General features: G+C 64.1%; 19 protein-coding genes. 16 read left to right on the top strand and 3 right to left on the bottom strand.

Annotated elements, in window-relative coordinates; genetic code table 11:
* Positions 1 to 15: 15 nt before the first annotated feature.
* The 3 genes from BB934_RS00280 to BB934_RS00270 all read right to left on the bottom strand — a co-directional run bounded on the left by BB934_RS00280 (position 16) and on the right by BB934_RS00270 (position 2,519).
* On the bottom strand, positions 16 to 708 hold the full coding sequence (locus tag BB934_RS00280; protein WP_099507809.1) for a 4-carboxy-4-hydroxy-2-oxoadipate aldolase/oxaloacetate decarboxylase: 693 nt from the start codon (positions 706 to 708) through the stop codon (positions 16 to 18).
* On the bottom strand, positions 705 to 1,427 hold the full coding sequence (locus tag BB934_RS00275; RefSeq protein ID WP_099507808.1) for a PIG-L deacetylase family protein: 723 nt from the start codon (positions 1,425 to 1,427) through the stop codon (positions 705 to 707). The genes BB934_RS00280 and BB934_RS00275 overlap by 4 nt, the downstream gene beginning before the upstream one ends.
* A 144-nt stretch (positions 1,428 to 1,571) precedes the next feature.
* Positions 1,572 to 2,519: a LysR family transcriptional regulator gene (locus tag BB934_RS00270; RefSeq protein ID WP_099507806.1), complete on the bottom strand. Its 948-nt coding sequence runs from the start codon at positions 2,517 to 2,519 to the stop codon at positions 1,572 to 1,574.
* Between the two features lie 213 nt (positions 2,520 to 2,732).
* Between BB934_RS00270 and BB934_RS00265 the strand changes: the two genes are divergently transcribed.
* The 16 genes from BB934_RS00265 (at position 2,733) to BB934_RS00185 (ending at position 18,207) form a co-directional block, all read left to right on the top strand.
* Positions 2,733 to 3,611, top strand: a complete 879-nt coding sequence (locus BB934_RS00265) for an amidohydrolase family protein (protein WP_099512557.1) — start codon at positions 2,733 to 2,735, stop codon at positions 3,609 to 3,611.
* Positions 3,612 to 3,673: 62 nt separating this feature from the next.
* Positions 3,674 to 4,657, top strand: coding sequence for a Bug family tripartite tricarboxylate transporter substrate binding protein (locus BB934_RS00260; RefSeq protein WP_099507804.1), 984 nt, complete (start codon positions 3,674 to 3,676; stop codon positions 4,655 to 4,657).
* A 104-nt stretch (positions 4,658 to 4,761) separates the two neighbouring features.
* Positions 4,762 to 5,862 carry an alpha/beta fold hydrolase gene (locus BB934_RS48885; RefSeq protein WP_237050122.1) on the top strand — a complete coding sequence of 367 codons (1,101 nt, stop codon included), beginning with the start codon at positions 4,762 to 4,764 and terminating at the stop codon, positions 5,860 to 5,862.
* A 2-nt stretch (positions 5,863 to 5,864) separates the two neighbouring features.
* Positions 5,865 to 6,731 carry a class III extradiol dioxygenase family protein gene (locus BB934_RS00245; RefSeq protein ID WP_099507802.1) on the top strand — a complete coding sequence of 289 codons (867 nt, stop codon included), beginning with the start codon at positions 5,865 to 5,867 and terminating at the stop codon, positions 6,729 to 6,731.
* Between the two features lie 16 nt (positions 6,732 to 6,747).
* Positions 6,748 to 7,050: a YciI family protein gene (locus BB934_RS00240; RefSeq protein ID WP_237050121.1), complete on the top strand. Its 303-nt coding sequence runs from the start codon at positions 6,748 to 6,750 to the stop codon at positions 7,048 to 7,050.
* A 65-nt stretch (positions 7,051 to 7,115) separates the two neighbouring features.
* The gene (locus tag BB934_RS00235; RefSeq protein WP_237050120.1) at positions 7,116 to 8,138 is read left to right on the top strand and encodes a Bug family tripartite tricarboxylate transporter substrate binding protein; all 1,023 of its coding nucleotides are present in this window, start codon (positions 7,116 to 7,118) and stop codon (positions 8,136 to 8,138) included.
* An 82-nt stretch (positions 8,139 to 8,220) separates the two neighbouring features.
* Positions 8,221 to 9,396 carry an ABC transporter substrate-binding protein gene (locus BB934_RS00230; RefSeq protein WP_099507797.1) on the top strand — a complete coding sequence of 392 codons (1,176 nt, stop codon included), beginning with the start codon at positions 8,221 to 8,223 and terminating at the stop codon, positions 9,394 to 9,396.
* A gap of 163 nt (positions 9,397 to 9,559) precedes the next feature.
* Complete coding sequence (locus BB934_RS00225) at positions 9,560 to 10,642, top strand: aromatic ring-hydroxylating dioxygenase subunit alpha (protein WP_099507795.1); 1,083 nt, start codon at positions 9,560 to 9,562, stop codon at positions 10,640 to 10,642.
* Between the two features lie 8 nt (positions 10,643 to 10,650).
* The gene (locus BB934_RS00220; protein ID WP_099507793.1) at positions 10,651 to 11,625 is read left to right on the top strand and encodes a PDR/VanB family oxidoreductase; all 975 of its coding nucleotides are present in this window, start codon (positions 10,651 to 10,653) and stop codon (positions 11,623 to 11,625) included.
* Positions 11,625 to 12,380 carry a GntR family transcriptional regulator gene (locus tag BB934_RS00215; RefSeq protein WP_099507792.1) on the top strand — a complete coding sequence of 252 codons (756 nt, stop codon included), beginning with the start codon at positions 11,625 to 11,627 and terminating at the stop codon, positions 12,378 to 12,380. Before BB934_RS00220 ends, BB934_RS00215 begins: the two co-directional genes overlap by 1 nt.
* 41 nt (positions 12,381 to 12,421) lie before the next feature.
* Positions 12,422 to 13,597 (top strand): ABC transporter substrate-binding protein, encoded by a 1,176-nt coding sequence (locus BB934_RS00210; RefSeq protein WP_099507790.1) that lies wholly within the window; start codon positions 12,422 to 12,424, stop codon positions 13,595 to 13,597.
* A 60-nt stretch (positions 13,598 to 13,657) separates the two neighbouring features.
* Positions 13,658 to 14,512 (top strand): branched-chain amino acid ABC transporter permease, encoded by an 855-nt coding sequence (locus BB934_RS00205; RefSeq protein ID WP_099507788.1) that lies wholly within the window; start codon positions 13,658 to 13,660, stop codon positions 14,510 to 14,512.
* A gap of 19 nt (positions 14,513 to 14,531) precedes the next feature.
* Entirely contained in the window at positions 14,532 to 15,569 is a 1,038-nt protein-coding gene (locus BB934_RS00200; protein WP_099507787.1) for a branched-chain amino acid ABC transporter permease, read from the top strand.
* Between the two features lies 1 nt (position 15,570).
* On the top strand, positions 15,571 to 16,323 hold the full coding sequence (locus tag BB934_RS00195; protein ID WP_099507785.1) for an ABC transporter ATP-binding protein: 753 nt from the start codon (positions 15,571 to 15,573) through the stop codon (positions 16,321 to 16,323).
* Positions 16,316 to 17,050, top strand: coding sequence for an ABC transporter ATP-binding protein (locus BB934_RS00190; RefSeq protein ID WP_099507783.1), 735 nt, complete (start codon positions 16,316 to 16,318; stop codon positions 17,048 to 17,050). Before BB934_RS00195 ends, BB934_RS00190 begins: the two co-directional genes overlap by 8 nt.
* Before the next feature lie 23 nt (positions 17,051 to 17,073).
* Positions 17,074 to 18,207 (top strand): 5-methyltetrahydropteroyltriglutamate--homocysteine S-methyltransferase, encoded by a 1,134-nt coding sequence (locus BB934_RS00185; protein WP_099507782.1) that lies wholly within the window; start codon positions 17,074 to 17,076, stop codon positions 18,205 to 18,207.
* Positions 18,208 to 18,225: the final 18 nt, after the last annotated feature.

Below are 18,225 nucleotides of genomic sequence, written 5' to 3'. Positions count from 1 at the left end.
GGACTGACGCGAAAGTCAGTCCTCGTCCTTGTATTCGACATAGACGAGGCCGGCTTTGGCCAGCGGCTCGCGCATCTTGTAGAGATCGAGGCCGAGGACGCCGGAGGCGAGGGTTTCCCGCTTGGCGCCTTCGTTGGCCACGCGAGCTTCCCCGGCCTCGGCAACCGCCGCGGCCTCCTGCCGAGGCACCACGACGACGCCGTCATCGTCGGCCACGATCACATCGCCCGGCTTCACGAGGGCGCCGGCGCAGACCACCGGGACATTGACCGAGCCGAGAGTCGCCTTGACCGTTCCCTTGGCCGAAACGGCCCGGGACCAGACCGGGAAGCCCATCTCTGTCAGGGTCTTCACGTCGCGAACGCCGGCATCGATGACGAGGCCGACGACGCCGCGCGCCTTGAGCGAGGTGGCGAGAAGATCGCCGAACATGCCGTCGGTGTTGTCGGTGGTCACGCCGACGACCAGGATGTCGCCGGGTTTGCACTGCTCCACGGCCACATGGATCATCCAGTTGTCGCCGGGCTGCGCCAGCACGGTGACGGCGCTGCCCGCGACCTGCGCGCCTGGCCAGATCGGCCGCATATAGGGCTTCATGAGACCGACGCGTCCCATGGCCTCATGGGTCGTTGCGGTGCCGAGCTCCGCGAGCCGGTCGACGATGGATTGGTCGATTCGCGGCGTATTGGTGACGACGACGGGCTTCATGCCAGTTCCTCGACGATCTGGGGGAAGATGCGCTGGTAGGCTTCGCCGTAGGTCATGGCGCGGCCGGAGTTGCGCCCGCCCTGTACGCCCCGGTTGAGCGCCACGCGGGTGTAGTATTCCCAAAGATGCTTCTGGGCGGCGAGGATCTCGAACGCCTTGCGCTTCGTCTCCCAGACATCGTCGATGTTGAGGATCACATTGGGCTTGTAGTTGCACTGCTCCGGCTGGTGCGGCTCGAACAGGAAGACCGGCGGCGCATTGTAGGAGAGGTCCGGATTCGGCTTGTGGCCGGCGGCCTGCGCGATGATGCGCGCCTCCTGGGCAAAGCGCGTCGCCTCCGGGTGATCCACGTTGTAGGGATCCTCCAGCGAGTGGGTGAGCACGAAGGACGGCTTGAGCTCGCGATGGATGTCGACGAGACGGTCGAGCATTTCAGGCGTGGTGTGGAGCGGATAATCGCCCGCATCGAAGAACTCGATCTCGGCGCCGAGCGTTTCGGCGGCGCGCTGGGCCTCCTCCTGCCGCTGACCCTTGACCTCGGCCAGCGACACGTCGCCCTTCTTCCAGGCAAACTGGCTTTCGCCGCGTTCTCCGAAGGAAAGGCAGACGATCTTCATGCGGTAGCCTTTGCGGGCATGAAGCGCGATCGCGCCGCCCGCCCGCCACACGAAGTCGCCGGGATGGGCGGTGACAACAAGGCCGGTCTTTCCAGTACTCATCTCTACCTCGGGAATAGGGGTGTCGATCAAGCAGCGTCGCGGCTGAACTTGGAGCGAATGCGGGTTTGAACGCTGCGTCTCCCACCCGCTGCTGGGTGTCGAGCGCAGGGTGCATCAGCCATCTGGGTGCATCAAATGGTTTATTTATGGGCTTTGATGAATTTTTTTCATGGCGGTGCGCGGCGATCCCCGCTTCGGCCTCGGTTCAGCGAAGGTCTGCACGATCAGCTTGCGCAGCTCGTCCGCGAGCGGCGAGAGAGGCGTGCCGCGTTTCGAGATGATGCCGAGCTGGCGGGTGACGCTCGGATTGCGAAGGGGGATCAGCTTCAGCCCGCGCTCGTCGACCGTATCGAAGGCGAGGCTCGGAATGACGGTCAGCGCCACGCCGGCCCGGACGAGGGCGACAGCCGTCTGGATGTGCTGGACCTCGAACCGCCAGCTCAGTGCCTCCCTCCGGCTACCCAAAGCATCGTCGATGATGATCCGGTTGCCAGTCTGCGGGCTGATTCGGATCAGCGGCTCGTCCGTAAGGTCCGACCAGCTCACCGCCGGCTGCGTGGCGAGCGGATGATCCTCGGGGCAGACAAGGGTGAAGGGATCCTTCATCAGAAGCTCGATGTCGAAATCCCAGCGATGGGCCGCGACCAGGGTGATACCGAAGGCGATGGTGCCGTCCTGCACCAACGAGCTGATCTCGGTCGCCGAATTGTCGTAGATCCGGACGAGCACATCCGGATGTCGCTCCTGAAACGAGTGGAGAACTCTGGGCAGTCGTCCTGAGGCGATGGTGGGCAGGCAGCCGATCGACAGGGTCTCCTGACGGCTGCGGCCCTCGTGGCGCAGCTCGTCGAGGGAGCCGGCGAGGCTTTCGATGGTCTCCTTTACCTTGGGCAGGAGATTGAGCCCCGCCTGCGTGAGCGACACCTCCCGCGTCGTGCGGGACAGGAGCTTGACGCCGAGATCCTCTTCCAGCTTGCGGATCCGATGGCTGAGAGCCGTCTGCGACAGGTTCAGGTGAGCGGCCGCATGCTGGAAGCTGCCTCGCTCGGCGATGGCGACGAAAGCATGGAGGCCCAGGAAGTCGATACGCATGCGGGAGTCTCCAAGACCGGCTGTCTAATATGAATCATATTCATCAATAGACAAATATAAACCATTTGCTTCATGTTTTGGCGATGCTCATGCTCTGCCCAACATCGAAGGGTGTGGACGGCAGGGCGAGCGTCGGCTGGCCGGCTCGGTCTTGCCCGACACTCCTCGACCCGGCCGGAACGGCCTTCGAACAACATCATCCAGAACGGCTTCATGACGTCAGCGCCCCTGATCCCGCCTCCGCATCCGAACCCGCATGTGCCGTCCTTCAGGCTCCCGCCGAAGGCCTGCGACACGCATTGCCACATCTTCGGGCCCAACAGTCTTTACCCTTATGTGCCGGAACGGCCCTATACGCCTCCGGATGCGCCGCTGGAGATGTTCAAGGCGCTGCACGACCGCCTTGGAATCGAGCGGGCGGTGATCGTCAATGCGACGCCGCATGGCCGCGACAACCGCGTGGTCACCGATGCGATCGCCCAGAGCGGCGGGCGCTATAAGGGCGTTGCCAATGTCGACGAGTCGTTCAGCGACCGGGACCTCCAGCGCCTCGCTGAGGCCGGCATCACGGGATGCCGCTTCACCTTCCTGCCGCGCCTCGGCAAGCTGCCGGACATGTCGTCCTTCGACCGGATCGTGGAGCGCATCGCCGCGCTCGACTGGCATGTGGACCTCTACCTTCCGGCGACGCTCCTGTCCGATTTCCGGCCCAGGCTGATGGCTCTGCCAATTCCCTACGTGCTCGATCACATGGGTGTCGTCGATGTCGGGCAGGGGCCGGATCAGCCCGCCTTCACCGCCTTGCTCGATCTGCTGCGCGAGGACGAGAAATGCTGGGTGAAGGTCACGTGTCCGGAACGCATGTCGCGGACCGGGCCGCCCTTCCACGACGTCGCGCCCTTCGGCCGCGCCTTGATCGAGGCGGCGCCGGACCGCGTTCTCTGGGGAACGGACTGGCCGCATCCGAACGTGCCGGTCATGCCGGATGACGGCGACCTCGTCGATCTCATCCCGCTCTACACCGACGATCCGGCCTTGCAGCACAAGCTGCTCGTCGACAACCCGGCGCGCCTGTTCCGTTTTGCGGATTGAGTGCGGCGCCGAAACTCCATCGAAAACAAGCAAACACTTAAAAATTCAGGGAGACACACATCATGTTCGAAAGGTTCACGAGGCGATCGCTGCTGGCACTCGGCGTGGCAGCCGGTCTTTTGGCCACGGTGCCCGCGCAGGCGCAGCCGGCCTATCCGACACGCCCGGTCAAGGTGGTCGTTCCGTTCGGAGCCGGCGGCGTCGCCGACATCACGATCCGCATCGTGTCGGATAAGCTGAGCGAGAAGCTCGGGCAGCGCTTCATCGTCGAGAACATGCCGGGGGCAGGGGGCATCACCGCAGCGCGCGCCGCCCTCTCGGGGGAGCCCGACGGCTACACCCTGACCATGCTCACCAACGGCACCGCCATCAGCGTGCCGCTCTTCGCCAATCTGCCGTTCAACCCGGTGACGGACTTCGTGCCGATCTCGACCCTGGGAACGTTCGATTTCCTGTTCGTGGTCAACGCCAACTCGAACTTCAAGACGCTCAAGGATCTTCTCCAGCACGCGAAGGACAAGCCCGGAACCCTGAACGTCGCGACCGTGGCCGTCGGCAGCAGCCAGCATCTCTCCTCGGTTTTGTTCAAGACCGAATCCGGGGCCGACATGGTCCACGTGCCGTTCCGCAGCACGCCCGACGCGCTGGTGTCGCTGCTGCGCGACGACAGTCACCTGCTGATCGACAGCCAGGCCGCCGTGAAATCCGGGCTCGAAGGCAAGCAGGTGCGGGCGATCGCATCGTCCGGGCCGCGCCGCTCTGCCGCCATGCCCGATGTCCCGACCGTGCGCGAATCCGGGATCGAAGGCTTCGACGTCACCTCGTGGAACGCCCTGTTCGCCCCTAAGGGAACGCCGCAGCCGATCATCGATACACTCAACAAGGCCCTGCAGGAGATCCTGAAGGCTGACGACGTGAAGGCGCGGCTCCTCGATCTCGGGATCGAGGCCCGAAGCGAAACGCCGGCAGAGCTGAGCGAGCGTCTTCGCTCGGATATCGCGAAGTGGCGAGCCGTCATCGAGAAGGCCGGCATTCCTAAGCAATAGCGGTGCTTATACATGCACGATTTTCATAAATCCCGCAAAATAAACCATTTGCTTCATGTTTGAGCCCTGGCTCATGTTGGCGCTGGGGCTGGATACCTGGATCAATGAGCAAACGGCCGACCATCGTTCTGCTGCCGGGCCTTCTCTGCGATGCCAGCACTTGGGACACGCAGAGGAAGGCTCTCAAGCCCCATGCGGATGTGCGCATCGGGGATTTCACGCAGCTCGATTCCATCGAGGGGATGGCCCGGTCGGCGCTAGCTCTCGCCGATGGCCCTCTGGTCGCCGTCGGGCATTCCATGGGAGCGCGGGTGGCCATGGAAATGGTGCGTCTTGCTCCCGAGCGCATCGAGAAGCTGGTCCTGATCGATACCGGCATCGATCCGCGGCGTGAGGGCGAAGAAGAGAAGCGGCAGGAACTGGTCGATCTCGCCTTCGCAGAGGGCATGGGAGCCCTCGCGGACAAGTGGCTGCCGCCGATGGTTCATCTGGATAGGGTCGGGGACGAGGCGTTGCTTGCTCCGCTCAAGGCCATGGTCCTGCGGGCATCGCCCGAGCAGCACGAGCGCCAGATCAGGGCGCTCCTCAATCGCCCGAATGCCCGGACCGGCCTTGCACAGATCGCCTGTCCGACCCTGGTCATGGTCGGGCGGCAGGATCGCTGGAGCCCGCTTGCCCAGCATGAGGAGATGGCCGCGCTGATCCCGAATGCCACGCTCGTGGTGATCGAGGATAGCGGGCACATGTCGCCGGTCGAGCAGCCCGAGCAGGTGTCCCAGGCTCTGCTGCGCTTCCTGGGTTTCGAGAACAAGAACGACGACGCCGACGGCGTCGCGACAGGGAAGGAAAAACCGATGGGCGACGAGACCGCGCCGGATCGTATTCCGGACACTCCGTTGTTCGACCGCAAGCGGTCGCTGCGCGGATATCGCATCAACAAGATGGCCATGGGGCTCGGCGACCCGGCCAATCGGGAGGCGTTCCGGAATGACGAGGGCGCCTATCTCGACCGCTTCGGTCTCACGTCGGAGGAAAAGCAAGCCGTGATGACGCGCAATTGGCAGGAGATGGTGCGCCTGGGCGGAAACCTGTTCTTCATCCTCAAGATCTCGGCTGTCGATCCGGTACGCATCACGGAGATCGGCGCCCATCAGGCGGGCATGGACCATGCGGATTTCCTGCGCGATCGTTTAGGGAAGAAATAAGAATGGCAAAGCTCATTGGCGGCCTCGGAACATCGCATGTTCCCTCGATCGGTGCGGCTCTCGACAAGGGGTTGCGGGACTCACCCGACTGGAAGGCGTTCTTCGACGGTTACATTCCGGGCCAGGAATGGGTGAAGCAGCACAAGCCGGACGTTGCCGTGGTAATCTTCAACGACCACGGCAACACGTTCTTCCTCGACAAGGTGCCGACCTTCGCCGTGGGTTGTGCGGAAGAATATCGCCCCGTCGACGAGGGTTGGGGGCGGCGTGCCATTGCGCCGTTCAAGGGAGAGGTCGACTTCTCGTGGCACTTCATCGACACGCTCGTCGAGAATCGCTTCGACCCGATGATCTGCCAGGAGATCGAGGTCGATCACGGACTGCAGGTTCCGATGGAGCTGTTCTGGGGCAAGCCCGATGAATGGCCGGTGAAGGTCGTCCCGATCTTCGTCAACGTGATCCAATACCCGATCCCGTTGCCGAGCCGCTGCTACGAGATGGGCCGTGTGCTCCGCCAGGCGATCGAGAGCTACGACAGCGATGAGCGCTTCGTCATTCTCGGGACCGGCGGGCTCTCTCACCAGCTCCAGGGCGCACGCGCAGGCTTCGTCAATCCGGAGGCCGATCAGGCTTTCCTGAACGATATCGCCGACAACCCGGACAAGCTCGCCGGGATGTCGCGCGAGCAATATGTCGAGATGTTCGGCAGCGAGGGCGCCGAGCTCATGATGTGGCTCGTCATGCGCGGCGCGATGGACCCCGAAGTGGTCGTGCGGCACAAGCATTATTTCGTGCCGGCCTCCATGACCGGGGCCGGCATGATCGTCATGGAAAACCGGGCGAGCGTGGCCCCGGCAGCGGCTGCGTAGCGCGATGTACTGGCTCATGACCTGCCGCCACCGGCCCGATGCTGCTGGCTTGCGCGAGCGGCACCGTGATGCCCACCGCCAGCATGTCGCGACCGGCGGCGGTGGCCTTGCCCGGGTGCTGATCGGCAGTGCCCTGACCGAGGATGACGGCGAGGCGCCGAATGGCAATTTCGGCATTCTGGAGGCTCCCTCGAGGGAGGCGGCCCAGGCTTTTGCCGAGAGCGATCCCTATGCTCTGGCGGGCTTCGTCGAGTCCATCGAGATCACGGCGCTCGCCTCGCGGTTCCAGGCGCATCGGATCGATCCCATGACGTCCTAACGGTTTCAGAGAATGTCCGGGTCGTCCAAGAAACCCGGACCTGCGAATTCAGGAGAGAGACACACGTGACGATACAAAAAGACCTAGGGGTTGCGACTCAAGCGTCCGGGATGACGCGCCGCCACGTCCTGATGGGGGCGGCCGCTTTCGGCATGTCCGCGACTTATTCGATCCGTGTCGCGGCCCAGGCCTATCCGAGCCAGAACATTCTTCTGGTCGTGCCCTTCACCCCCGGTGGATCGACCGACATCCTGGCAAGGCTTCTTGGGCAAAGGCTCGAGGTCGCGCTCAAATATCCGGTCATCATCGAGTCCCGACCTGGTGCGGGTGGCTCGGTCGGCGTGGGATCCGTCGCCCGCGCTGCGGCGGACGGTCATACCCTGGTCATGGGCCATATCGGCACCTTTGCCGTCAATCCGGCCCTCTACCCGAAGCTGCCCTACGATCCGATGAAGAGCTTCGAGCCGGTGAGCGGCATCGCGAACGTGCACAACATGCTGGTCGTCCATCCGGAGGTGCCAGCAAAGACGCTTCAGGAGCTCATCGACTACGCCAAGCAGAATCCGGGCAAGCTGAACTACGCGTCCGGCGGCATCGGCAGCGCGGCGCACATCGCGATGGTGGCGCTTGCCGATCGGACGGGCATGAACCTGACCCACGTTCCTTACCGTGGCACCGCGCCGGCCGTGACCGATCTTCTCGGAGGCCGCGTGCAGCTCACCTTCACAGGAGCGCCGAACCTGCTGCAGCATGTGGAGGCCGGCACCATGCGGGCGCTTGCGGTCTCCGGATCGTCGCGCCTCAAGAGCGCGCCGAACGTTCCCACGGTGGCGGAATCGGGTTTCCCGGGCTTCGAGGCGTCGCAGTGGTACGGCATCCTGGTTCCGGCCGGTACGCCGAAAGCGGTGGTGGATCGGCTCAACACGGAAATCAGGGCGGCGATGGCCGCTCCTGAGATCGCCGAGCGCCTCTCCCTGGAGGGCGCCGAGGTCTGGACCAACACACCTGCCGAATTCCGCGACCACATTTCCAAGGAAATGGCGCGTTGGGGCGAGCTTGTTAAGCGCACGGGCATCAAGCCTGAATAACCATTTCCTCCCTGCTTCCTGAACGGATGCCGCCAGACGCATCCGACAGAAGGCGGGGAGGCGCATAAGGGAGGAAAGACAAATGCTACGTCGAACATTGTTGAGTGCTGCGGGAGCAGCTGCGGCCATGCTGGCTCTGAGCGGAGCGGGCATGGCGCAGGAAACGGTAAAGATCGGCCTGATCCTGCCGATGACCGGGCCTTTCGCTTCGACCGGCCGCCAGATCGAGGCGGCGGCGAAGCTGTATATGCAGCAGAAGGGCGATACGGTCGCCGGCAAGAAGATCCAGCTGATCCTCAAGGACGACACCGGCACCGCCGACGTCACAAAGCGCCTGGCGCAGGAACTCATCGTTCAGGATAAGGTGACGGTCCTTGCCGGCTTCGGCCTGACGCCGCTCGCCCTGGCGACGGCGCCCCTGGCGACTCAGGCGAAGGTGCCGGAAGTGGTCATGGCGGCGGCCACGTCGATCATTCCCGAGCAATCGCCTTTCATCGTCAGGTCGAGCTTCACCGCCGCCCAGGTCACGGTTCCGCTCGCCGAATGGGCGGCAAAGGAAGGCCTCAAGCGCGTCGTCACCATCGTTTCCGATTACGGCCCCGGCATCGATGTGGAGAAGGCGTTCACGGAAACCTTCACCAAGGCCGGCGGGCAGGTCGCGAACCTGCGGGTTCCGCTCGCGAATCCTGACTTCTCGCCCTTCCTGCAGAAGGTTGCGGACGCCAAGCCCGACGCGCTTCTGGCCTTCGTGCCCTCAGGTGTCGGTTCGCAGTTCATGAAGCAGTTCGTCGAGCGCGGCCTCGACAAGAGCGGCATCCGCTTCCTTGCGGAAGGCAGCGTCACGGACGACGATCTGCTCAACAGCATCGGCGATGTGGCGCTCGGCGCCGTCACCTCGCACCACTACTCGGCTGCGCATGACAGTCCCGAGAACAAGGCCTTCGTGGAGGCGTTCAAGAAGGCCAATAATGGTCTGCGCCCCAACTTCATGGCGGTCGGCGGCTATGACGGCATGCACCTGATCTACGAGGGTCTGAAGAAGACCAACGGAGAAGGCGGGCAGGCCCTCGTCGACGCCATGAAGGGCATGAGCTGGACCAGCCCGCGCGGTCCTGTCTCGATCGATCCGCAGACTCGCGACATCGTTCAGAACGTCTATGTGCGCAAGGTCGAGCGCAAGGACGGCGAACTCTACAATGTGGAGTTCGCCACGACGCAGAATGTCAAGGATCCGGTGAAAGCCGCCAAGTCCAACTGAGCAGCGATCGACCCAGAGCGCCATCGAGAGATGGCGCTCTTATTTTTCTGTATACAGCTAGAGCGCCAAAGCTCAGCTTTTCGCCTTCCGCGTCCCGCATTAGCCGCAAGTATAGTTGTCCTGCAATTTTGCCTGTATACAGTCTGTATTAGGGAGAAAACACATGACGCACGCCAACGCCTTTCCCCTCAATGCTTGGTATGCCGCGGCCTGGAGCCATGAGATCACGCACGAGCTCGCCGCGCGGACGATCTGCGACCAGGATGTGGTTCTCTATCGCCGCACCGACGGGCAGGTGACGGCGCTGGAAGACGCCTGCTGGCACCGGCTGCTGCCGCTCTCCATGGGACGCCTCGAAGGCGATCAGGTGATCTGCGGCTATCATGGGCTCGTGTTCAATTCCGCCGGGCGCTGCACCTACATGCCGGCGCAGAAGACCATCAATCCGTCCGCCTGCGTCCGCTCCTATCCGATCGCCGAGCGCCATCGACTCGTCTGGATCTGGCCCGGAGATCCCGCTCTGGCCGATCCGGCCAAGATTCCCGATTTTCACTGGAACGACGGCACCGATTGGGTCGGCGAGGGCGGCACGTTCTACAGCCTCAAATGCGACTACCGCCTCGTCATCGACAACCTGATGGACCTGACGCACGAGACCTATGTCCATGCCGGCAGCATCGGCGACGAGGCCATCACCAACTCGCCCTTCGACGTGACGCATACGGAGCGCACGGCGACCGTGACGCGCTGGATGAAGAATATCGAGCCGCCGCCGTTCTGGGCCAAGCAGCTCGATAGGCCCGGCGAGCATGTCGACCGGTGGCAGATCATCTATTTCCAGGCGCCGTCGACGGTGGTGGGCGATGTGGGCGTCGCCGTGACGGGAACCGGTGCTCCCGAGGGAGACCGTTCGCAGGGCGTCAACGGCGCCTTCCTCGCGGCGATCACGCCCGAGACGGACAAGTCCTGCCATTATTTCTGGAATTTCGTGCGCACCTTCCGGACGGATGACGAGCATCTCACGCGCGACATCAACAAGGCCCATGTGAACGAAGGCAACGGCGTCTACGATCAGGACCACACCGTGCTCGAGGCGCAGCAGATCGCCATCGATAGAAATCCACGGATGCCCTTCTACAACCTCAACATCGATGCCGGCGCGCTGTGGGCCCGCAAGCTGATCGACGGGATGCTGGCCGAGGAGTTCGGTCCGCAGCCTCACGTTCCGAGCCAGGCGGCCGAGTAGGTTCGACCATGGCCGAGCAACTCGAATGGCGCACTGCGAAGCTGCTCCGGACGCGGGATCTCACCCGCGATATCCGGCTCTTCGAAATCGAGCCTGCGGGGGACTTCGTGATTCCGAAGGCCGGCAGCCACATCAATGTGACGGTGCAGATCGGCGGGCGGCCGGACGTGCGGTCCTATTCCACCGTCGGTCCCTGCACGGACGGCATCTACCGGATTGCGGTAAAACTCCTCGGCGACAGCCGCGGAGGCTCCGCCTATATGTGGAGCCTCGCGCCGGGCGCCCATCTCACCATCTCGACGCCGGGCAACCATTTCGACCTCAGCCGGAACCGGCCGGAATATCTGCTGCTGGCGGGCGGCATCGGCATCACGCCGATCTTCACCATGGCCCTGGCCCTTGCCGAGATCGGAGCCGATTTCCGGGTGCTCTATGCCTGCCGGAGCCGGGACGACATGGCGCTGGCGGACGAATTGGGGGAGCGCATCGGCGATCGGCTGCAGATGTTCGTCGACGAGGCCGGGGGCAGGGTGGATCTCGATGCCGAGATCGCCCGGCTGGCACCGGGCGGCGAGCTTTACGTCTGCGGCCCCATCGGCATGCTCGAGGCGGCCAAGAGGGCCTGGCAGCACAGCGGCCGTCCGGTCGAGCAGCTGCGGTTCGAGACATTCGGCAACAGCGGGCGTTTCGCTTCACAACCCTTCAAGGTCAATATCCCTCGCCTCAACCTGGTAGTCGACGTGCCGCAGAACCAGACCATGCTGGACGCCCTGGAAAAGGCCGGCGTCGCTATGATCTCGGATTGCCGGCGCGGCGAGTGCGGGTTGTGCGCTCTGCATATTCTCGACGTGGACGGTATTGTCGACCACCGGGATGTGTTCTTCAATGACGAGGAGAAGGCTGCCAATTCCAAACTCTGCACCTGCGTCTCGCGGGTAGCAGGGGGCAGCATCACCATCGATACCGCGGACAGGGCAGCGTAATGACGGTGGATAAGGTCAGCGACCGCTCGCTTTCCCAGACGGTGAAGGCCCAGCTCGCCCTGCGCGAGCTCGTGCTTCGCGGTGAGCTGAATCCGGGCGAGCGGGTCTCCGAACTGCAGATGGTCGAGCGGCTCGGTGTGTCCCGTACCCCGGTTCGCATGGCCCTCGTCCGGCTCGAGGAGGAGGGCTTGCTGGAGGCCATCCCCTCCGGCGGCTTCGCCGTCAAGGCCTTCTCGGAAAAGGAAGTCTTCGAGGCCATCGAGATCCGAGGCACGCTCGAGGGATTGGCCGCGCGCCTTGCCGCCGAGCACGGGGCGAGCCGGACCGACCTGCGCAACGCCGCCGAATGCCTCGACGAAATCGATGAGGTCGTCCGCCATGAGCGGATCGAGATCGATCTCCTGCAATATGTCGAGCTGAACGCGCGGTTCCACCGGATCCTGATCGCCATGGCGGATAGCCCGACCCTGGCACGCCAGCTCGAACGGGTCGGCGCGCTGCCCTTCGCCTCGCCGAGCGCTCTCGTCCCGGTGCAGTCGCGGTCGCCGGAGCTGCATCATATTCTCACCGTGGCCCAGGACCAGCACCGCTGCGTCCTGAGCGCCATCGAGCGGCGGGAGGGAAGCCGGGCCGAAGCCATCATGCGGGAGCATGCGCGCATCGCTCACCGCAATCTGGAATGGGCGCTCACGAACCAGCGGGACATGGATCTCGTGCCCGGTTCGGCGCTGATCAAGAGGCGCATCCGCGCCTGAAACAGGAAGGCTTGGAAAAAGCCGAAGAGGGAGGAAGAGACATGTTGAGACGGACCTTGTTAAGCGCTGTAGGCGCCGCGGCGGCCATGCTGGCACTGAGCGGAGCGGCAATGGCGCAGGATACCCTGAAGATCGGCCTGATCCTGCCGATGACCGGGCCGTTCGCCTCGACCGGCCGCCAGATCGAGGCTGCGGCGAAGCTGTATATGCAGCAGAAGGGCGATACGGTCGCCGGCAAGAAGATCCAACTGATCGTCAAGGACGATACCGGCACCGCCGATGTCACGAAGCGCCTCGCCCAGGAGTTGATCGTCAACGACAAGATCGCCGTCATGGCGGGCTTCGGGCTGACGCCGCTGGCTCTCGCGTCCGCGCCCCTGGCGACTCAGGCGAAGGTGCCGGAAGTGGTGATGGCGGCGGCCACCTCCACCATCACGGAGGCCTCGCCCTTCATCGTCCGCACGAGCTTCACCCTGCCTCAGGCCACCGTGCCGATGGCCGATTGGGCGGCGCAGAACGGCATCAAGAAGGTCGCCACGCTCGTTTCCGATTACGGCCCCGGCATCGACGCCGAGAAGGCGTTCGCAGCCGCCTTTACCGCCAAGGGCGGGCAGGTCGAGAACCTGCGGGTGCCGCTCGCGAATCCCGACTTCTCGCCCTTCCTGCAGAAGGTGGCGGACGCCAAGCCCGATGCCCTGTTCGTCTTCGTGCCTTCGGGCATCGGTGCCCAGTTCATGAAGCAGTTCGTCGAGCGCGGCCTCGACAAGAGCGGCATCAAGCTGATCGGGCCCGGCGACGTGACCGATGACGATCTGCTCAACAACATGGGCGACGTCGCCCTCGGCGCCATCACCACCCAGCACTATTCCGCAGCCCATGACAGCCCGGAGAACAAGGCGTTCGTGGAAGCCTTCAAGAAGGCCAACAACGGCATGCGTCCCAACTTCATGGCCGTCGGCGGCTATGACGGCATGCACCTGATCTACGAAGGCCTGAAGAAGACCAACGGAGAAGGCGGGCAGGCCCTCGTCGACGCCATGAAGGGCATGAGCTGGACCAGCCCGCGCGGCCCGGTCTCGATCGACCCGCAGACCCGCGACATTGTTCAGAACATCTATGTGCGCAAAGTGGAACGCAAGGACGGCGAGCTCTACAATGTCGAATTCGCCACCATCCCGAACGTCAAGGACCCGGTGAAAGCCGCCAAGTCCAACTGATCATCCTGTCGGAAGCGCCGTCCATCGACGGCGCTTCCCCGACGACGCCTGGAGAGAACGGTGCTGACCATCCTCTTTGACGGCATTGCCTATGGCATGCTGTTGTTCGTGCTGGCCTGCGGGCTTGCCGTGACGCTCGGACTGATGAACTTCGTCAACCTGGCGCATGGGGCCTTCGCCATGGCCGGCGGCTACGTGACGGCCGTTCTGATGAACCGCTATGGCGTGCCGTTCCTTCTGACGCTTCCCCTGGCCTTTACCGTGCCGGCCGTCATCGGGCTCGTGCTCGAGCGGACGCTCTACAAGCAACTCTATGCGCGCAGCCATCTCGACCAGGTTCTGTTTTCCATCGGCCTGGTCTTCATGGCGGTCGCCGCCGTCGACTACACCATGGGATCGCAGCAGCAGATGATCCAGATCCCGACCTGGCTTCAGGGACGCGTCGAGATTCTCGGTATCCAGGTCGGCCTCTACCGCAGCTTCATCATCGCCGTCTGCGGAGTTCTCGTGGTCGTGCTGCAATACATTCTGACGCAAACCCGCTTCGGCAGCCGGTTGCGGGCTGCGGTGGACGATCCGCGGGTCGCCCGTGGTCTCGGCATCAATGTCAGCGTGATCTTCGCCGCCACCTTCGCGGTCGGTTCCGGGCTCGCGGGACTGGGCGGCGCTCTGGGAGCGGAGATCCTGGGTCTCGATCCCACGTTCCCGCTCAAGTTCATGATCTACTTTCTGATCGTCGTCACGGTCGGCGGCACCACCAGCATCACCGGCCCGTTTCTGGCCTCCCTCATTCTCGGGATCGCCGATGTCGCCGGCAAGTACTACGTGCCGAGCCTGGGTGCCTTCGTCATCTACACGCTCATGATCGTCGTTCTCGTTCTTCGCCCACAGGGCCTTTTCGCCCGTGCGCGCTGACCCGATAGGAAACCATCCGATGCAGTCGACCACTGCCGAAACTGTCAGGACGGCCTTGAGCCGCAGGGGACGATGGGGCTTGGGCGAGATCGCCTTCTGGCTCGTGGCGGCCGCGACCCTGTTCTTCCTGCCCGAGCGGCATCTCATCCTGAACGAGATCGCGATCATCGGTCTCTTCGCGCTCTCCCTGGACCTGATCCTGGGCTATGCCGGCATCGTGTCGCTCGGCCACGCCGCCTTCTTCGGGCTCGGCGCCTATGTGGCGGGAATTCTGGCCAGGAACGGCATGACCGACCCGCTGGCGGGTCTGATCGTGGCGGCGATTGCCGGGGCGATCCTGGGCTTCATCACCAGCTTCCTTGTCCTGCGCGGGTCCGATCTCACCAAGCTGATGGTGACGCTGGGCGTTGCGCTGGTTCTCGGCGAATTGGCCAACCAGATGTCCTGGCTGACCGGCGGGGCCGACGGCCTCCAGGGCATCACCATGGGGCCGATCCTCGGGCTGTTCGAATTCGACATCTTCGGCACGACCGCCTATGCCTACAGCCTCGTCGTGACCTTCCTGCTGTTCGTGATCGCGCGCCGGATCGTCGTGTCGCCCTACGGGCTATCGCTCCGCGCGATCCGCGACAATCCTCTGCGGGCGCGCGCCGTCGGCATCCCGGTCAACCGCAGGCTCGTCGCGGTCTACACCCTTGCCGCCGCCTATGCGGGCGTCGCCGGCGGGCTGCTGGCGCAGACGACCCAGTTCGTCTCGCTTGACGTGCTTGCCTTCCACCGTTCCGCCGACGTGATGCTGGTTCTGGTGATCGGCGGCGTCGGCTATCTCTATGGCGGCCTGATCGGAGCCGTCGTCTTCAAGGTGCTGCAGGACGTTCTCTCAGCCTGGACGCCGCAATACTGGCAGTTCTGGATCGGCCTGATCCTCGTCCTCCTCGTCCTGGCGGGCCGCGAACGGTTGACCGACAAGGCCAGATTCGCAGTGAAGCGCTTCTTCGGCCGCTTCGGGGGGAAACGCCCCGGCGCGCTGCCGACCACCTCCGCTCGGGAGATCTGACATGGCGCCCGCTCTCGAAACCAGAGGCCTCGTGAAGCGCTTCGGCGGTCTTGTCGCCACCGACGACGTGACGTTCAAGCTCGAACAGGGGGCCCGGCACGCCTTGATCGGTCCCAACGGCGCCGGCAAGACCACCTTCATCAATCTGCTCACCGGCGTGCTCACGCCGACCTCCGGCCAGATCCTGCTGGAGGGCGAGGACATAACGCGCTTGCGTCAGGAACTGCGGGTCCAGCGCGGTCTGGCCCGCACGTTTCAGATCAACCAGCTCTTCCCGGCCATGACGCCGCTCGAAACGCTGGGCCTTGCCGTATCGGAGCGGATGGGCGGCGGGCGCGACTGGTGGCGCGTGATCGGCAGCAAGCGCGAGATCATCGACGAGATCGTCGAGATCGCCCAGCGCTTTCGTCTCACCGACGTGCTCGACGAGCGCACGTCGAGCCTTGCCTATGGCAAGCAGCGCCTGCTCGAGATCGCGGTCGCCTTCGCCTGCCGGCCGCGCGTGCTGCTCCTCGACGAGCCTGCCGCCGGCGTGCCGGAGGCGGAGCGGCACGAACTGCTCGCGACGGTGGCAGCCCTGCCGCGCGATGTCTCGGTACTGCTGATCGAGCACGACATGGACCTCGTGTTCAGCTTCGCCGACCGGATCTCGGTTCTCGTCAACGGCGCGCTGTTCACGGAGGGCACCGTCGAGGAGGTCTCGACCGACCCCAGAGTCCGCGCCGTCTATCTCGGGGAGAGCGTCGATGAGTGATCTTCTCAACCTGCAGCAGGTCTCGGCGGGCTACGGCGATGCCATCGTCATCTCGAAGATCGACCTGAGCCTGAAACCCGGTGAATCGCTTGCCGTCTTAGGCCGCAACGGCACCGGCAAGACGACGCTGCTGAACACCATCATCGGCGTGACCCGCCTGCGCGGCGGCTCGATCACGCTCGGCGGCCGGGACCTGACTGCAACCCGCCCCGACAAGCGGGCGCTCGCCGGGATCGGCTGGGTGCCGCAGGAGCGCAACATCTTCAAGTCCCTGACGGTCGAGGAGAATATCACCGCCGTCGCCCGTCCCGGCGCGTGGACCCTGGCGCGGGCCTATGAGATGTTTCCCCGCCTCAAGGAACGGCGCTCGAACCTCGGCAACCAGCTCTCCGGCGGCGAGCAGCAGATGTTGGCCATCGCACGCGCCCTGGTGCTCAATCCCAAGCTCATGCTGCTCGACGAGCCGACGGAGGGCCTGGCTCCCATCATCATCGAGGAATTACTGGCGGCGCTCACGCGGATCATCCGCGGGGAGGGCATGTCCGCCATCGTGGTGGAGCAGCACGCCCAGAAGATCCTGGGCGTGACCGACAATGCGCTCATTCTCGATCGCGGCACCATCGTCCATGCCGGACCGAGCCGGGCGCTGATCGAAGATCCGGCCGCCCTCGAGCAGCATCTCGGGGTGACGGCCAAGAAGAAGTCCGCACGCGTTGCGGCGCATTAGATAAACACGTGGAGGAACATCCCATGCAACGGACCAAGCCACCTTTCCGCGCCGACATGGTCGGCAGCCTTTTGCGCACGGCAGCCCTGAAGGACGCGCGCCACAAGCATCACGATGGTGAAATCTCCGACGCGGCCCTGAAGGAGATCGAGGACCGGGAAATCCGGGCGCTCATCAAGCGCCAGGAGGAGATCGGCCTGCAGGCTGTGACCGACGGCGAGTTCCGCCGGGCCTTCTGGCATTTCGATTTCCTGGAGCATCTCGACGGCGTGACCTCCGTCGAGGCGGATTCCGGCATGAACTTCAAGGGCGGCGTCGGCATCGCGAAGGCGCTGCGGATCACGGGCAAGGTCGGGTTTTCCGGCCAGCACCCGATGATCGACCATTTCCGCTTCGTGAAGGACAACACCGACCGCGTTGCGAAGATGACGATCCCTGGTCCCAGCATGCTGCACTATCGCGGCGGCCGGAAGATGATGAACATGGGCGTCTATCCCGAGATGGGCGATTTCTACGCCGATGTCGGCAAGGCCTACAACAAGGCCGTGCACGCTTTCTATGACGCCGGCTGCCGCTATCTCCAACTCGACGACATCTCGTTCGCCTATCTCTGCGATCCCGAGCAGCGCGAGATGCTGCGCCAGCGCGGCGACGATCCGGAGAAGCAGCCGGAGATCTATGCCGGTATGGTGCGCGAAGCGCTCAAGGACAAGCCGGACGACTTGACGATCACCATGCATCTGTGCCGCGGCAACTTCCGCTCGACCTTCATTGCCTCGGGCGGATACGAGCCGGTCGCGGAAGTGCTGTTCAACAGCATGCCGGTCGACGGCTATTTCATGGAGTGGGACAGCGACCGGGCAGGGGGCTTCGAGCCCCTGCGCTTCCTGCCGAAGGGCAAGTCCGTCGTTCTCGGTCTCGTGACTTCCAAGACCGGGATCCTGGAGAAGAAGGACGACATCAAGCGGCGCATCGACGAGGCCAGCAAATATGTCGACCTCGACCAGCTCTGCCTCTCGCCCCAATGCGGATTCGCCTCGACCGAGGAGGGCAACACGCTGGCCGAGGACGAGCAATGGGCCAAGCTGCGAATGATCGTCGAGATCGCCGAGGAGGTCTGGGGCAGCCCCGGATCCGGAGCCCAAAAGGCAGCCTGAGCAACAACGAAGGGGTGG

The sequence above is a fragment of the Microvirga ossetica genome, assembly GCF_002741015.1.
GTDB lineage: Bacteria > Pseudomonadota > Alphaproteobacteria > Rhizobiales > Beijerinckiaceae > Microvirga > Microvirga ossetica.
The sequence above is the reverse complement of the archived record's forward strand: the minus strand, read 5'-3'. Positions and strand labels throughout refer to the sequence as shown.